The 16559-nt window shown below is 55.9% G+C and carries 16 protein-coding genes; 13 read left to right on the forward strand and 3 right to left on the reverse strand.

Going from position 1 to position 16559, the window contains the following annotated elements; translation table 11 throughout:
* Nucleotides 1–15 precede the first annotated feature (15 nt).
* Together FDX22_RS05500 and hdeB are read right to left on the reverse strand one after the other, a co-directional pair.
* Nucleotides 16–1956 (reverse strand): methyl-accepting chemotaxis protein, encoded by a 1941-nt coding sequence (locus tag FDX22_RS05500; protein WP_146716830.1) that lies wholly within the window; start codon nucleotides 1954–1956, stop codon nucleotides 16–18.
* A 156-nt stretch (nucleotides 1957–2112) separates the two neighbouring features.
* Entirely contained in the window at nucleotides 2113–2442 is a 330-nt protein-coding gene (gene hdeB, locus FDX22_RS05505) for an acid-activated periplasmic chaperone HdeB (RefSeq protein WP_115258498.1), read from the reverse strand.
* A 400-nt stretch (nucleotides 2443–2842) separates the two neighbouring features.
* Here hdeB and FDX22_RS05510 point away from each other — a divergent pair, with 400 nt between their 5' ends.
* Genes FDX22_RS05510 through FDX22_RS05540 form a run of 7 tightly spaced genes read left to right on the forward strand, consistent with a single transcriptional unit; the run spans nucleotide 2843 to nucleotide 9768 of the window.
* On the forward strand, nucleotides 2843–3709 hold the full coding sequence (locus FDX22_RS05510; RefSeq protein WP_146716831.1) for a MurR/RpiR family transcriptional regulator: 867 nt from the start codon (nucleotides 2843–2845) through the stop codon (nucleotides 3707–3709).
* 14 nt (nucleotides 3710–3723) lie between these two features.
* Entirely contained in the window at nucleotides 3724–4311 is a 588-nt protein-coding gene (gene ddpX / locus FDX22_RS05515; protein ID WP_096757050.1) for a D-alanyl-D-alanine dipeptidase, read from the forward strand.
* Nucleotides 4312–4327: 16 nt separating this feature from the next.
* Nucleotides 4328–5890 carry an ABC transporter substrate-binding protein gene (locus tag FDX22_RS05520; RefSeq protein ID WP_096757049.1) on the forward strand — a complete coding sequence of 521 codons (1563 nt, stop codon included), beginning with the start codon at nucleotides 4328–4330 and terminating at the stop codon, nucleotides 5888–5890.
* A gap of 48 nt (nucleotides 5891–5938) precedes the next feature.
* The gene (locus tag FDX22_RS05525) at nucleotides 5939–6961 is read left to right on the forward strand and encodes an ABC transporter permease (protein ID WP_096757048.1); all 1023 of its coding nucleotides are present in this window, start codon (nucleotides 5939–5941) and stop codon (nucleotides 6959–6961) included.
* A complete protein-coding gene (ddpC, locus tag FDX22_RS05530; RefSeq protein ID WP_096757047.1) occupies nucleotides 6958–7854 on the forward strand; it encodes a D,D-dipeptide ABC transporter permease in 897 nt (298 codons plus the stop codon). The genes FDX22_RS05525 and ddpC overlap by 4 nt, the downstream gene beginning before the upstream one ends.
* A complete protein-coding gene (locus FDX22_RS05535) occupies nucleotides 7851–8837 on the forward strand; it encodes an ABC transporter ATP-binding protein (protein WP_137400136.1) in 987 nt (328 codons plus the stop codon). The genes ddpC and FDX22_RS05535 overlap by 4 nt, the downstream gene beginning before the upstream one ends.
* Complete coding sequence (locus FDX22_RS05540) at nucleotides 8830–9768, forward strand: ABC transporter ATP-binding protein (protein WP_137363310.1); 939 nt, start codon at nucleotides 8830–8832, stop codon at nucleotides 9766–9768. Before FDX22_RS05535 ends, FDX22_RS05540 begins: the two co-directional genes overlap by 8 nt.
* A 27-nt stretch (nucleotides 9769–9795) precedes the next feature.
* On the opposite strand, the gene FDX22_RS05545 is transcribed toward FDX22_RS05540, so the two are convergent.
* Nucleotides 9796–10686 (reverse strand): LysR family transcriptional regulator, encoded by an 891-nt coding sequence (locus FDX22_RS05545; protein ID WP_096757044.1) that lies wholly within the window; start codon nucleotides 10684–10686, stop codon nucleotides 9796–9798.
* Between the two features lie 142 nt (nucleotides 10687–10828).
* Between FDX22_RS05545 and FDX22_RS05550 the strand changes: the two genes are divergently transcribed.
* Genes FDX22_RS05550 through FDX22_RS05575 form a run of 6 tightly spaced genes read left to right on the forward strand, consistent with a single transcriptional unit; the run spans nucleotide 10829 to nucleotide 16544 of the window.
* Entirely contained in the window at nucleotides 10829–11536 is a 708-nt protein-coding gene (locus FDX22_RS05550; protein WP_096757043.1) for a CoA transferase subunit A, read from the forward strand.
* A 2-nt stretch (nucleotides 11537–11538) separates the two neighbouring features.
* Entirely contained in the window at nucleotides 11539–12195 is a 657-nt protein-coding gene (locus FDX22_RS05555) for a CoA transferase subunit B (protein ID WP_115258492.1), read from the forward strand.
* A 10-nt stretch (nucleotides 12196–12205) separates the two neighbouring features.
* Complete coding sequence (locus tag FDX22_RS05560) at nucleotides 12206–13411, forward strand: acetyl-CoA C-acetyltransferase (RefSeq protein ID WP_146716832.1); 1206 nt, start codon at nucleotides 12206–12208, stop codon at nucleotides 13409–13411.
* Nucleotides 13401–14324, forward strand: a complete 924-nt coding sequence (locus tag FDX22_RS05565; protein ID WP_146716833.1) for a 3-hydroxyacyl-CoA dehydrogenase family protein — start codon at nucleotides 13401–13403, stop codon at nucleotides 14322–14324. Before FDX22_RS05560 ends, FDX22_RS05565 begins: the two co-directional genes overlap by 11 nt.
* Before the next feature lie 43 nt (nucleotides 14325–14367).
* Entirely contained in the window at nucleotides 14368–15762 is a 1395-nt protein-coding gene (locus tag FDX22_RS05570; protein WP_197970846.1) for a GntP family permease, read from the forward strand.
* Nucleotides 15763–15773: 11 nt separating this feature from the next.
* A complete protein-coding gene (locus tag FDX22_RS05575) occupies nucleotides 15774–16544 on the forward strand; it encodes a 3-hydroxybutyrate dehydrogenase (protein WP_096757038.1) in 771 nt (256 codons plus the stop codon).
* Nucleotides 16545–16559 lie beyond the last annotated feature (15 nt).

Raw genomic sequence — 16559 nt, forward strand, 5'->3', positions numbered from 1 at the left:
ACCAGTTTTGCGGAATCAGGCCGCGGCTGGTTCAGGCAATTTGAATGTCGAAACCAGCAGCGCTAACTGCTCGGCCTCTTCTTTAAGCACCTGGGTACGTGCGGCAGCGTCATCGATTAACGACGCATTCTGCTGCACGGTGCTGTCCATTTCAGTTACCGCCAACGTGACTTCTGAAACACCTTTGCGTTGTTCTTCCCCCGCTACGCGAATTTCACCCATCAACTGGCGTACCTGGCGCACATTGCTGACCAGTTCTTCCAGCCGTTCGCCGGCAGTGTGAATTTGCTGACTGCTGCTGCCCACATGAGACACCGACTCATCAATCAACGCTTTGATTTCCTGAGCGGCTGTAGCGCTGCGCTGTGCCAGCGTACGAACTTCAGAGGCGACAACGGCAAATCCTCTCCCCGCATCGCCCGCGCGAGCGGCCTCAACGGCAGCGTTCAGGGCCAGAATGTTGGTCTGGAAAGCAATGCTGTCGATCACCGCGACAATTTCTACCATTCTGCCGGATGAGCCGCTGACGTTATCCATGGTGGAGATCACCCCCTGCATCACATCGCCGCAGCGGTTGGCCGTTTGCGCGGTATTGTCGGATAACTCATCTGCCAGCTGCGTATTGCTCGCATTTTGATGAACGGTCGCATTTAACTGTTCCATTGCCGCTGAACTTTCTTCCAGCGCCGCTGCCTGCTGCGTCACCCGTGAAGAGAGCTCCATATTGCTGTCTGCCAGGCTGACCGCGTTATTGGCGACCACCACGCTGCTGCTTCTGACGGTAATCAGGATGGCCGCGATTTTATCGACAAACAGATTAAACGCCTCCGCGATGGCTGAAATCTCATCTTTGCCGCGGACATCGAGACGACGGGTCAAATCACCTTCGCCCTGCGCAATATCATCCAGAGCGCGACGCGTATCGTCCAGACGCGAGATCAGTCTGCGCACCACCAAGGAGCCCACCAGCAGAACCGTCATAATCGGGATCAACACTTCCAGGACGTCCTGCATCATCACTTTTGCAAGGCCAACAATGCGTGATTCTGGCGTGACCAGGCCCACCACCCAGCCGGTGTCCGCCATCGGGAACAGCATCACTCGCGACGGTGTATTCAGCACGCCATCGTTTTCCAGCGTAATGGTTTTCACCCCGTCGGCAACGCGAAGCGACTTCAGGCCATTTTCGACCGGAGCCAGCCATTGCGCAGTGCGGGACAGATCGCTAAATGTTTTCTGTTTTGCGTTATCGGCCTGCGGGAAGTACAGGATTTGTCCCTGTTTATCGACCACAAACGCATAGCCACCGGTGCTGTTGCCCTGCTGCTGCATAAAGGTCGCGACGTTATCCAGACGAATATCGGTGGTCGCTACTCCGGCAAACGTGCCCGAGTGCAGGTATGGGATACTGCAGGTCACCATATTGACGCCAGAACTGGCATCCTGATAAACATCAGACCACAAACAACTGTTCTGCGAATGCCCTTTGGCATGCTGATACCAGCTTTCGTTGTGATAGCCATTTGAACCTTCGGCGTTATAGTCGTTGGAAAAATCCAGTTTCCCCTCCGCGTTACGCGCCCAGAAAAAGCTGCGCTTCTCCACGCCCGGAGTGAAAGCATTTGGCTCCGGCCAGATCCCGCCGCCGGTAATAATCGAATTCTTATCCTCGCCAATCAGGTGCGGCACCACGCTTTGGTACAGGGATTCATCGTTAGGTAATACTTCAGCCAGACGTGACAGACTAACGGTCTCGCCCTCAATACGCGATAACACGGTACTCAGTTGGCGGGTTAACCCTTGCCCCGTCTCTTCGATCAGGGCGGTATTGATCTCAACAACCCTGGGCTGACCGCGCCAGAGCATAATCGCGACAATCACCAGGGTGGTGACGGCAAGCAGCAGAATGCCGCCAATGGTTAAACGCGTGGAAATACGAGTAGGATACCAGGCCATACAAACTCCTTCTGCAAAAGGCTAACTTTTAAGCAGTATCGGCACGGGTGTTTATATCTTTATGATGATTTATCAGAGGATGTGAAAATATATATGTGACACTGTCACGTATAGCAAAACCCAGCACTGTGGCTGGGTTTTAATAAGTGTTTAATCTTATTTAGATAATTCTTTTTTGATCTCAGCTTTTATTTTACTTAATTCACTCTGTGGATTTTTTTTGCACATTTCAATGGTCAGGGGAACCGCAGTAGTGATCGTTTCGTTATAGTCTACGTAGTCACCCCCTTTGAAGTCTTCATCTTCGTTCAGCACCCAGAAGGCAACCGGCGCCATGGTTTGTGGGTTCAAATCAATAAACTCCTGGCAGCTCATCCCTTTAGGCGTCACTTCAGTTTTTGTGGTCTCAGTTGCTGCATTGACGCTGACACTGGTTAACAACGCGGCAACCAGAATACCTGCGGTAGAAAGGGAGAATTTATTCATTGTAGTACTCCATTTATAATATAGATAATATCTACACTTGCGCTTTAAACCGTTAATGTAGCTCGGGAAAAATAATACCCCTACTATTAAAAGAATAAAGATGATGGTCGTTGATATGGCTGAAATTTATATTTCGGGTTACCAATTCTGATGTCAGTGGGGAAAATATCGCTCACAATGTGATCGTCCCGACGAAATCCACCGATTCATACCCCGCTTTCCCTACCGTTGCACCAAAACTGAACTACGCTGCACAAATGTTGATCATTGGTTAATAAAATTACGCATTATTTAACAAATGGCGCCAGTAAACCGGGGGCGCAGACATGGCACGCGTCCTGCATTGTTAATCCAGTAACAACGACACGGCATCTGACAGGCAACTAACAGCGAGACGGTAATGACATCAAAACCTGAATTATTCGCCCGCGTAGAACATACCTTCAGCCAGCTTACGCCGAGTGAAAAGCGTGTTGCCGGTTGGCTGTTAGCACACGCTGCGCAGATCCCGTTTGAAACTGCAGACGGCATTGCTAAGGCCACGGGAACCAGTGGCATTACCGTTGGACGCTATCTGCGCAAACTGGGTTTTCGCAATCTGGAAGATGCTAAAGCCAGCCTGCGCGAACTGCCTGTTATCCCCTATCAGCCGTGGGGAATGAATGAACGGCTTGATTCCTGGCACCAGCAGCAACGTCTGCCGGACCGGGCGCAGCAGTCGCTGCTGCTGGAAATTGATGCCATTACCCATGTTTATCAACTGGCGCAAAGCGAGACATTTTTACGCATTGCGCAACAGCTGGCACACGCCGAGGCCGTGTATATCCTCGGCATTCAGTCGACCCGCGGGATTGCCAACGCCTTTTTCAGCCATCTGGAATACCTGCGACCCAAAGTCAGTTACTCCGAGGGCTTGTCCGGAAGCTGGGTTGAGTCACTGAATTCAGGGTTTGACCAGCCGTATGTGGTGATAACCGATATGCGCGCCTACTCGGCAACATCACGAAAATATTGCCGGGTCGCCCGCGACCGCCACATTCCGCTGGCGCTGATAACCGATGTCTGGTGTCCGTGGGCCAGAGACTACGGTATTGATTTACTCCAGGTGAAAACCGACACCGGGCATTTCTGGGACTCCCTTGCCCCCGTCAGCTGTCTGTTCAACTTATTACTCTCCGCGGTGGTGGCGCAACTGGGCGACGCTCTCGCCGGGCGCCTGCAAACCAATCGCCAACTCCAACAGCAGTTTGGTCAATTCGAACAATAAACAGGAATCGTGCTATGCCAGAAACCTCTGTTCTGGTCGATCTGTCGGTGATCTTTCCGTCACTGCATATCGATCTCAAATACGCTACCCGCGATAACATTACCGGCGCACCCGTCTACCGGGAAGCGCGCTGCCTGTTACACACCGATGCGGTCACGGGACTGGCCAAAAGCATCAGCATTGCGAAACTGGCGGGCCTGAATCTGGTGGTGTACGACGCTTATCGTCCGCAGCAGGCGCAGGCGATGCTATGGAATGCCTGCCCGGATCCGCAGTACGTTGTCGATGTCGCGATTGGCTCCAATCACAGCCGCGGCACGGCCATTGACGTCACGCTGATGGACGAACGTGGCAATGTCCTCGATATGGGGGCCGATTTTGATGAAATGCACGATCGTTCCCACGCCTGGCATCCTTCCGTTGCGCCACCCGCACAGCGTAATCGACTGATGCTGAATGCCATTATGTCCGGTGGCGGTTTTGTCGGGATCAGCAGCGAATGGTGGCATTTTGAATTACCAGACGCAGCTCGTTACCCCCTGCTTGATGACTGTATTGCGTGTTTCCCTGCCCCCCAAATAACAACACCACACCCCCTTTAATTTCTGGAGCCTGATTATGAAGACAACACACGCCTTAACATCGCTGTTTCGCCCCGCGCTGATTGCTTTAGCATTAGCGGCAGCCCTGCCCGCTGCACAAGCCGCGGTACCTAAGGATATGCTGGTGATCGGTAAAGCCGCCGATCCACAAACGCTCGATCCTGCCGTCACGATTGATAACAACGACTGGACGGTAACCTATCCGTCTTATCAGCGTCTGGTGCAGTACAAAACTGAAGGTGATAAAGGCTCCACGGAAGTAGAAGGCGATTTAGCCAGCGGCTGGAAGGCGTCTGACGATCAAAAAGAGTGGACCTTCACCCTGAAAAGCGAGGCCAAATTTGCCGATGGCACGCCGGTAACGGCTGAGGCGGTGAAGCAATCTTTTGAACGCCTGATCAAAATTGGTCAGGGACCTGCCGAAGCGTTCCCGAAAGATTTGAAGGTAGAGGCCATTGATGCCAGTACGGTGAAATTTACCCTCAGCCAGCCGTTCGCGCCTTTCCTGTACACGCTGGCGAATGACGGCGCGTCGATAATCAACCCGGCGGTGTTAAAAGAACATGCCGCCGACGATGCGCGCGGTTTCCTTGCCCAGAATACGGCGGGCTCGGGTCCCTTTATGTTAAAGAGCTGGCAAAAAGGACAGCAGCTGGTTCTGGTGCCGAACCCGCATTGGGCGGGCACCAAGCCAGTATTTAAGCGCGTATCGGTGAAAATCATCGGTGAAAGCGCCTCCCGCCGCCTGCAGCTGTCGCGCGGCGATATCGACATCGCTGATGCACTGCCCGTCGATCAGCTTGCCGCCTTAAAGCAGGAAGGCAAAGTCAAAGTAGCAGATTACCCGTCACTGCGCGTGACCTACCTGTACTTGAACAACAGTAAAGCACCGCTCAATCAGGTGGATTTACGCCGCGCTATTTCGTGGTCAACGGATTATAAGGGCATGGTGAACGGGATCCTCAGCGGCAACGGTAAGCAGATGCGCGGCCCGATCCCCGAAGGCATGTGGGGCTTTGATGAAAAAGCCATGCAATACAGCTTTGATGAAGCGAAAGCCAAAGCCGAGTGGGACAAAGTCGCAAACAAACCAGACAGCCTGAGCTTCCTGTACTCGGATAACGACCCGAACTGGGAGCCGATTGCCCTCGCCACCCAGGCCAGTCTTGGCAAGCTGGGGATCAAGGTCAAGCTGGAAAAACTGGCCAACGCCACCATGCGTGACCGCGTTGGTAAAGGTGATTACGACATCGCCATCGGCAACTGGAGCCCGGACTTCGCCGACCCGTACATGTTTATGAACTACTGGTTTGAGTCGGATAAAAAAGGCTTACCAGGCAACCGTTCATTCTATGAAAACAGTGAGGTCGATAAGCTGCTGCGCAGCGCGTTGTCAACGACCGACCAGGTGGCCAGAACCAACGATTACCAGCAGGCGCAAACCATCGTGATTGATGAAGCGGCCTACGTCTATTTATTCCAGAAAAACTACCAGCTGGCGATGAACAAAGACGTCAAAGGATTTGTATTTAACCCAATGCTGGAACAGGTCTTCAACATCTCCACCATGAGTAAATAATCTCACCACGTTTATGCGGAGCCGCATTGGCTCCGCAAGGGGAAGCCAATGACTTTCTGGAGCATTTTACGCCAGCGCTGCTGGGGACTTATCCTGGTGGTGGCCGGTGTTTGCGTCATCACCTTTATTATTTCGCACCTGATCCCGGGCGACCCCGCGCGGCTGCTGGCGGGCGATCGCGCCAGTGATGAAATTGTTGAGAATATTCGCCAACAGCTGGGTCTTAATCAGCCACTGTACGTGCAATTTTTTCGCTACGTCAGCGATGTGTTTCAGGGCGATTTAGGCACCTCGATTCGTACCGGACGTCCGGTGATGGATGAGCTGCGCGTGTTCTTCCCCGCCACGCTTGAGCTGGCTTTTTGCTCCCTGCTGCTGGCGCTGATTATCGGGATCCCGCTGGGGATTTTATCCGCAGTCTGGCGTAACCGCTGGCTCGACCACCTTGTGCGTCTGATGGCAATCACCGGTATTTCGACGCCGGCGTTCTGGCTTGGTCTCGGGGTTATCGTACTGTTTTACGGTCATCTGCAAATATTACCCGGCGGTGGACGCCTGGATGACTGGCTGGATCCACCGACGCACGTTACCGGGTTTTACCTGATAGATGCGCTGCTGGAAGGCAATGGCGAGGTGTTTTTCAATGCGCTCCAGCATCTGATCTTACCGTCCCTGACGCTGGCCTTTGTACATCTTGGTATTGTCGCCCGCCAGATCCGCTCCGCTATGCTCGAACAGCTTAGCGAGGATTACATCCGCACTGCCCGCGCCAGCGGTTTACCGGGCTGGTACATCATTTTGTGTTATGCGCTGCCCAACGCGCTCATTCCGTCCATCACCGTCCTGGGGCTGGCGCTGGGCGATCTGCTCTACGGCGCGGTACTTACCGAAACGGTATTCGCGTGGCCAGGCATGGGTGCCTGGGTCGTCACCTCCATACAGGCGCTCGACTTCCCGGCCGTCATGGGATTTGCCGTGGTGGTGTCATTTGCCTATGTGCTGGTCAACCTGGTGGTGGATTTACTCTACCTGTGGATTGACCCGCGCATCGGACGCGGAGGTACACAATGATGCTCTCACAAGAAACGCCCGCCACCTCGCCGAGCGCTCACCGTCGCCGCGACTGGGCCAAACTGTTCTGGATGATGAAAAGCAGCCCGCTGACGCTGATTGGCGGAGCGATCATCGTGCTGATGTTGTTGATGATGGTGCTGTCACCGTGGATAACGCCTTACGATCCCAATGCGATCGACCTCACCGCACGTCTGCTCCCCCCGTCAGCTACTCACTGGTTTGGTACTGATGAAGTGGGACGCGATCTGTTTAGCCGTGTACTGGTCGGCAGCCAGCAGTCGATCGTAGCAGGACTGGTGGTAGTGGGTATCGCCGGTGGGATTGGTTCACTGTTGGGCTGCCTGTCCGGCGTGATGGGCGGACGGGCGGACGCGATTATTATGCGCGTGATGGACGTGATGCTGTCGATCCCCTCGCTGGTGCTGACTATGGCGCTGGCCGCCGCGCTGGGGCCCAGCCTGTTTAACGCCATGCTGGCCATTGCGATTGTGCGCATTCCTTTCTACGTACGTCTGGCCCGGGGACAAACCCTGGTCGTCCGCCAGTTTACGTACGTACAGGCTGCCCGTACGTACGGCGCATCCCGCTGGCATCTGATTAGCTGGCATATCTTACGTAATTCGCTGCCGCCGCTGATCGTGCAGGCCTCGCTGGACATCGGCAGTGCGATCCTGATGGCCGCCACGCTGGGGTTTATCGGGCTGGGTGCGCAGCAACCGAGCGCGGAATGGGGAGCCATGGTGGCAATTGGCCGCAACTACGTGCTTGACCAGTGGTGGTACTGTGCGTTTCCCGGTGCTGCCATTCTGATCACCGCCGTGGGTTTCAATCTCTTTGGAGACGGTATTCGTGACCTGCTGGACCCGAAAGCCGGAGGAAAACAGTCATGAGCCAACCCGTCCTGGAAATTGAAAATTTGCACCTGAGCTTCCCCGGCTATAAAGCTGACGTGCATGCGTTGAACCATGTCTCGTTGCACATCAACCGGGGTGAGATTGTCGGCGTGGTCGGCGAGTCCGGCTCCGGGAAATCCGTTACCGCCATGCTTGCCATGCGCCTGCTGCCGGAGGGCAGTTATCGCATTCACCAGGGGCGCGTGTCGCTGCTCGGTGAAGATGTGCTGAACGCCAGCGAGAAGCAAATGCGCAAATGGCGCGGGGCGCGCGTGGCAATGATTTTTCAGGAGCCGATGACGGCCCTAAACCCGACCCGGCGCATTGGCCAGCAAATGGTAGAGGTGATCCGCCATCATCAATTACTCAGCCGCACGGATGCGCGACAAAAAGCCATCGCCTTACTGGAGGAGATGCAAATCCCGGACGCCGCCGAAGTCATGTCGCGCTTCCCGTTTGAGCTTTCCGGCGGTATGCGCCAGCGGGTGATGATCGCGCTGGCTTTTTCCTGCGAGCCGGAGCTGATTATTGCTGATGAACCGACGACCGCGCTGGATGTGACGGTGCAACTGCAGGTACTGCGCTTGCTTAAGCATAAAGCACGGGCCAGCGGCACGGCGGTGCTGTTTATCAGCCATGATATGGCGGTGGTTTCGCAACTGTGCGACCGGGTGTATGTCATGTATGCCGGAAGCGTGATCGAAAGTGGCCCGACGCAGACGGTGATTCAGCACCCGACGCATCCCTACTCCATTGGTTTGCTGAAATGCGCGCCAGAACACGGAGAGCCCCGCGCGCCGCTGCCCGCAATCCCGGGTACCGTGCCGAACTTAACCCAATTGCCTGCCGGATGTGCATTCCGCGAACGCTGTTATGCGGCCGGGACACAGTGTGACGCGGTCCCGGCATTACGCAGTCAGGGGCATGCGGATCAGCAGTCCGCCTGCTGGTATCCCCAACTGGAGACTCGTCATGACTGACATTTTGCTGTCGCTTCAGGATATACATGTCAACTTCCCGGCCCGAAAAAACTGGCTTGGCAAGGTCACCGAGCGCGTGCACGCGCTCAACGGGTTAGATTTACAGATTCGCCAGGGGGAAACATTGGGTATCGTTGGTGAGTCTGGCTGTGGCAAAAGTACGCTGGCTCAACTGCTCATGGGGATGCTCAGGCCGAGTCAGGGGCAATACGCTCGCAGCACAGAAAAACACAGCGGCATGCAAATGGTCTTTCAGGACCCACTTTCGTCGTTGGATCCGCGCTTGCCGGTGTGGCGGATCATTACCGAACCGGTGTGGATCCAAAAGCGCAGCGCCGAACGTCACCGCCGCGCCCTTGCGGAAGAGCTGGCGTTACACGTGGGGATTCGTCCGGAATACCTTGACCGCCTGCCGCACGCGTTTTCCGGCGGGCAACGCCAGCGCATTGCCATTGCCCGCGCGTTGTCCTCTGAGCCGGATGTGATTGTGCTTGATGAACCCACCTCGGCGCTGGATATTTCCGTACAGGCGCAAATCCTCAACCTGCTGGTGGCGCTACAGGCACGCAGAAACCTGACCTATGTGCTGATCTCGCATAACGTGTCGGTCGTGCGGCATATGAGCGACCGGGTGGCGGTAATGTACCTCGGGCAAATCGTCGAGCTGGGTGACACGCAGCAGGTATTAACCTCTCCCGCGCACCCGTATACACGTCTGTTGCTGGACTCGGTCCCTAAAACCGGAGCACCGCTGGCGGAAGATCTGGTGTTACGTAAAACCGAGTTGCCGGGGAATCGAACCCTACCGCAGGGATGTTATTTCCGCGATCGCTGCCCACTGGCGACTCAGGGATGTGAGAAGAAACAGGCATTATTGAACAACGAGACCGGGAGTGAAGTCCGCTGCTGGCGGGCAGTTAGCGAAATCTGACCGCACGGGCATAGTGTACCTGGTGTATCAGGCGCAATATGCCTTTTTCAGCGCATCCACCAACATTTCGGATGCAGTCGACAACTTATGATGCGAGGAACGTAGGATCCCAATACGACGCTGGATAACCGGGCCGTCCAGCTCAATACAGGTTGCGCCAAGTTCGGTCATCTGGGTGCGGCACAATGCAGGCACGGCACTGCCGCCTAAACCATTCGCCACCAGGCGTCCAATGGTCACCAACTGGTGACTCTCCAGCGCCACTTCCAGCGCATGGCCGCTTTGTACCAGTTGCTCTTCCAGCATCAGACGTACGGCAGAGGGACGTTGCAAGGTAATAAAATCCAGCGTCAGCAAGTCCTTCCATGCGATGCGTTCCCGGCCAGCCAGACGACTGGTCGGAGGGACGATGGCGATAAAACGATCCATCCCGAGCGGGGTAAAATGCAGGTGTCCGGAGTAGTCCGGTTCAAAGGCAATCCCCATCTCGACCCGCCCTTCGCTGACCATTTCAATCACCTGCTCGTTAATTACGTCGTGCACCGTGACATTGACACCGGCATAGCTGTCGCGAAAGGTCTTGAGCACCGGCGGCAGCACATTCGCGGCAAATGACGGCATCGCAGCAATCGAAATTTTGCCACGTTGCAGTGTAAAGCGCTGGCGCATGGCTTCTTCGGTATTTTCCCAGTCGGCAAGCAGCTGTCGCCCCATGGTCAGCAGCGTTTCGCCCTCCTGCGTCAGGGTCACCTTGCGGGTGGTTCTTAACAGTAAAGCGCCCCCTAACGACTCTTCCAGTCCTTTGATCGCCAGGCTTAACGCGGGTTGCGACATATTCAGCCGTTCACTGGCATGAGCAAAATTCAGAGTGTGAGCTACCGCTAAAAACGCGCGTAACTGTTTGATGCTCATTCTCATTACTCATTCCTTTAACTTGTTGAATACCTTTAATTAACATTAAATTGATAAAAAAACCCAATGAGTGAGTCACAAATTTAAAATTAACAAATCATTTTTCACCCCTAATGATGTCGCCAGGAACAACTGGAGGGGCAAGTGTATGGCTGGACTGGATAAACGGGTCGCCACGTATCAACAGGCGTTGGAAGGGCTGACTGACAACATGACACTGCTGGCAGGCGGTTTTGGCTTATGCGGTATTCCTGAGAATTTGATTGCAGAAGTGCGTCGTCGGAACGTTCAGGGACTGACCGTGGTGTCGAACAACTGCGGCGTGGACGGGTTTGGCCTCGGCGTGCTGCTGGAAGCACGCCAGGTACGCAAAGTGGTGGCGTCCTATGTCGGTGAAAATGCCCTGTTCGAAAAGCAGGTGCTGAGCGGAGAGCTGGAAGCCATTCTGACGCCACAGGGCACGCTGGCGGAGCAGCTACGAGCCGGTGGTGCGGGCATTCCCGCCTTCTTCACCGCCACCGGGTACGGAACCCCCGTCGCCGAAGGCAAAGAGGTGCGCGAGTTTGCCGGCCGGCCTTACATCATGGAGCAGGCGATTACCGGTGATTTCGCGCTGGTCAAAGGCTGGAAAGCCGACTGGTACGGCAACGTCATCTACCGCCATACCGCACAAAACTTTAACCCACTGATGGCAGCAGCCGGACGCATCACGGTAGTCGAAGTGGAAGAAATTGTCCCTCCCGGCGAGCTGGATCCCGCCGCTATTCACACCCCCGGAATTTTCGTCAATCGCATTATTCAGGGGCAGTTCGAAAAACGTATTGAACAACGCACCCTACGCCATCAAGGAGCCTGACCATGTTAACGCGTGAACAAATGGCGATGCGTGTCGCTCGCGAGCTGCGCGACGGTTATTACGTCAACCTCGGTATCGGTATCCCGACCCTGGTGGCCAATTATATCCCCGACGGCATGGACGTGATGCTGCAATCAGAGAACGGCTTGCTTGGTATGGGGCCGTTCCCTACCGAGGACGACATTGATGCCGACATGATCAACGCCGGTAAGCAAACCGTGACGGCGCGTAAAGGCGCGGCAATTTTCGACTCCGCACAATCCTTCGCCATGATCCGCGGCGGCCACGTCGACCTGACGGTTCTTGGCGCATTTGAAGTGGATACCAATGGCAATATCGCCTCGTGGATGATCCCCGGAAAAATGGTGAAAGGTATGGGCGGCGCGATGGATCTGGTCGCTGGCGCTGAAAACATCATCGTTGTGATGACGCACGCCTCGAAAAGCGGTGAGTCCAAACTGCTTCCCAGTTGCACTCTGCCCTTGACCGGCGTGGCCTGTATCAAGCGCGTGCTGACCGACCTGGCGCTGCTGGAAATTGCCGACGGCGCGTTCATTCTGCGCGAACGGGCTCCGGGCGTCAGCGTGGACGACATTGTTGCCAGAACCGCCGGCAAGCTGATCGTTCCCGACCATGTCCCCGAAATGCACTTCAACTAAGGATCTGACCATGATGGATGTTGTTATTGTCGCAGCAACGCGCACGCCAATTGGCAGTTTTCATGGTGCCCTTGCCCCGCTTTCTGCCGTTGAGTTAGGGACAACGGTCATCCGCGCTCTGCTGGAAAAGACCGGGGTTGCACCAGAACAGATAGACGACGTGATTTTAGGTCAGGTTTTAACGACCGGCTGTGGGCAGAATCCGGCCAGACAGACGGCAATTCGTGCCGGTTTGCCGGTAACCACCCCAGCGATGACCCTCAATTTACTGTGCGGTTCAGGACTAAAAGCGGTTCATCTGGCGGTGCAGGCCATTCGCTGCGGCGATGCGGACATCGTGATTGCCGGCGGTCAGGAAAGCATGAGCAATGCCCCCTATTTTCTCGACGGTGCCCGCGCAGGATTACGTCTGGGTCATACCAGCCTGAAAGACAGCGTGGTGCATGACGGGCTGTGGGATGCGTTCAACGACTACCATATGGGTATTACCGCCGAAAATCTGGCGGATAAATTCGCCATCAGTCGCGAGCAACAGGATGCCTTCGCCCTGCACTCCCAGCAAAAAGCCGCCGCCGCCCTCGAAGCCGGTCGGTTTAACGCAGAAATCACCCCAGTTAGCGTTCCGCAAGGGAAAAAAGCACCGCGCGTGGTGGAGCGTGATGAGCAACCTCGCCCGGAGACTCAGGCGGAAAAACTGGCGCAGTTGAAACCGGCATTTCGTCCCGGCAGCGGCACGGTGACGGCGGGCAATGCGTCTTCCCTAAACGACGGTGCGGCGGCAGTAATGGTAATGAGTGCCGCCAAAGCCGCTGAATTAAACCTTCCGGTGTTGGCAAAAATCACCGGTTACGCCGTCTCGGGCGTTGATCCAGCCATTATGGGGATCGGCCCGGTGGAAGCCTCGCTGAAGTGCCTGAAGCGCGCCGGGTGGACGCTGGATGACGTTGATCTGATCGAAGCCAACGAAGCCTTTGCCGCCCAGGCGCTGGCGGTCGGCGAATCGCTGAATTGGGACAGCAGCAAGGTTAACGTTAACGGCGGTGCAATTGCGCTGGGCCACCCAATCGGGACCTCAGGTTGCCGCATTCTGGTTACCTTGCTACATGAAATGGCGCGGCGCAATGTGGCCAAAGGGCTGGCCACGCTGTGTGTGGGTGGTGGCCATGGCGTGGCGCTAACGGTGGAACGTCCAACAGGAGCACACTATGCAGACTAATCACATTAGCGTACTGGGCGCCGGGCTAATGGGCATCGGCATCGCGACCCACTTTGCCCGTTTTGGTCATCCTATCTGGCTGTTTGATACCGACAGCAACCGTATTGCCGAGATAACGGCTGTTGCCAGCAGCATTCTGGACGAGCTGATTGTCACCGACCAGTTTGCCGCCGCAGATAAAGCATCGGTTCTCGCGCGACTGCACGGCACAACCTCTCTGGCGGATATCGCCGCGTCTGGATTATTAATCGAAGCGATCCCGGAACGGCTAGAGCTGAAGCACGCGCTGTACGCACAGCTGGAAGCCGTTATCTCACCCGAAGCGATTATCGCCAGCAACACCAGTGGCCTGCCGCCGGATGCGTTGGCGGAAAAACTCGCGCACCCGGAGCGGTTGCTGATCGCACATTTCTGGAATCCACCGCACTTTATTCCGCTGGTTGAAATCGTGCCGGGCACAGCAACCAAACCTGAATATCTCAGTGAATTGCAGCAATGGCTGGTCGCGATGCAGCTTGAGGCGGTGGTGCTCGATCGCGCCGCACCGGGCTTTGTCGGCAACCGCCTGCAGTTTGCCCTGCTGCGTGAAGCGCTGCATATCGTCAAAAGCGGTATTGCCAACGCCGAGGTGGTAGACCAGGTGATGCGTGCGTCGCTGGGCCGCCGTTACGCGATGGTCGGCCCGCTGGAAGCGGCGGACATGACCGGACTTGCCACGGTGCAGGATATTTGTCGCCATCTGCTTCCAACACTCGCCACCGGCAGCGACATGATGTCGCTGGTCGCCGACAAGGTTGCTCGCGGTGAAACCGGTTTACGCAGTGGTCAGGGGTTTTATCACTGGGATGATTCGCGCAAGGAATACATCCAGCAACGCAGAGAGCATCAGCTGCGTTTTGCCCTGAAACCGTAACTTCTCTTTCTGTACCCCACTATAACAATGATATTGAGGAGTCATGATGAGTGTATTAATCGCCCTGGCCGCGCTGGGCCTGCTGATGCTGGCAGCCTATCGCGGATACAGCGTCATCCTGTTTGCCCCCATCGCGGCATTAGGTGCTGTTTTGCTGACTGAACCCAGCGCCGTCGGTCCTGCCTTTACCGGCCTGTTTATGGAAAAAATGGTCGGTTTTGTGAAGCTGTACTTCCCGGTGTTCTTACTGGGTGCAGTGTTTGGCAAGTTAATCGAATTATCGGGTTTTTCCCGTTCAATCGTCGCCGCCGCCATCAACATCCTCGGGCGGCGTCACGCCATTCCGGTGATCGTGCTGGTGTGCGCGCTGCTGACTTACGGCGGTGTCTCGCTGTTCGTGGTGGCGTTTGCGGTGTATCCGTTTGCCGCTGAGCTGTTCCGTCAGAGCAACATTCCGAAGCGACTGATCCCGGCAACCGTGGCGCTGGGCGCCTTCTCTTTCACCATGGATGCACTGCCCGGTACACCGCAGATCCAGAACATTATCCCGACCAGCTTCTTTGGCACCAACGCCTGGGCCGCGCCCTGGCTGGGGCTGATAGGCTCGCTGTTTATTATCTTTGTCGGCCTGATTTACCTTGAGCGTCAGCGCCGAAAAGCGCAGGCAAAGAACGAGGGCTATGGCACCGAACTGCTTAACGAACCGGAAACGCCGGATAATATTAATCTGCCAAACCCGATTATTGCGATTTCGCCGCTGATTCTGGTGGGGGTGTTTAACCTGTTGTTCACCCGCTGGATCCCGGTGTTTTATGGCTCGACTCATCAACTGGAGCTACCGGGTCTTGCCAAACCGATTACCACTGAAGTCGGCAAAATTACCGCTATCTGGGCGGTGGAAGCCGCGCTGATTGCCGGGATCCTGCTGGTCGTGATTTTTGGTTTTCGCAATATAAAAGGTCGCCTGGCGGAAGGCAGCCGAACGGCGGTGGGCGGTGCGATCCTCGCGGCAATGAATACCGCTTCAGAATACGGTTTTGGCGCAGTGATCGCCGCGTTGCCGGGCTTCCTGGTGCTGTCAAAAGCGCTAGCGGCCATTCCCGACCCGTTGCTCAACGAAGCCATCAGCATCACCACTCTGGCCGGGATCACCGGTTCAGCATCCGGCGGGATGAGTATTGCGCTGGCGGCAATGTCCGACACCTTTATCGCCGCCGCACATGCCGCCAACATTCCACTGGAAGTCTTTCACCGCGTGGCCTCTATGGCCAGTGGTGGCATGGATACTCTGCCGCATAACGGGGCGGTAATCACGCTGCTGGCCATCACCGGTCTCAGTCACCGTCAGGCATATGGCGGGATCTTCGCCATCACCATAATCAAAAGTCTGGCCGTTCTGTTTGTGATCGGCGTCTTCTACACCACCGGCATTGTTTAAGGAGAATCATCATGAACTTAACGGGAAAAGTGGCCCTGGTTACCGGCTCCACCAGCGGTATTGGATTAGGCATTGCGCAGGTGCTGGCAAAAGCCGGCGCCACTCTGATTCTTAACGGCTTTGGTGATGCTGAAGCGGCAAAAGATGCCGTGGCGAAGTATGGCAAAACACCGGGGTATCACGGGGCGGATCTCAGCGATGCAGCGCAAATTACCGAGATGATGCGCTACGCCGACAGCGAGTTCGGCGGCGTGGATATTCTGGTCAACAACGCCGGGATCCAGCATGTTTCACCGCTGGAGACGTTCCCGGTCGATAAATGGAATGCGATCATCGCGATTAATCTGTCCTCCGTTTTTCACACTACCCGTCTGGCGCTGCCCGGCATGCGTCAACGCAACTGGGGCCGCATCATTAATATCGCCTCTGTGCACGGGCTGGTGGCGTCAAAAGAAAAATCGGCCTATGTCGCGGCTAAACACGGCGTGGTGGGGCTAACCAAGACCACCGCACTTGAGACGGCGCAGACCGGCATAACCTGTAACGCACTGTGTCCCGGCTGGGTGCTGACGCCGCTGGTACAACAGCAGATCGACAAGCGCATTGCCGAGGGCACCGCGCCGGATGTTGCGCGCGATGCTCTGCTCGCGGAGAAGCAACCGTCACGCGAGTTTGTCACCCCGGAACAACTGGGAGAGCTGGCGCTGTTCTTATGTTCAGACGGTGCGGCGCAGGTGCGCGGTGTGGCGTGGAATATGGACGGCGGTTGGGTGGCGCAGTAAGTTATGTCAGCCGGA

The organism is Citrobacter sp. TBCS-14 (assembly GCF_005280805.1).
Lineage (GTDB): Bacteria > Pseudomonadota > Gammaproteobacteria > Enterobacterales > Enterobacteriaceae > Citrobacter > Citrobacter gillenii.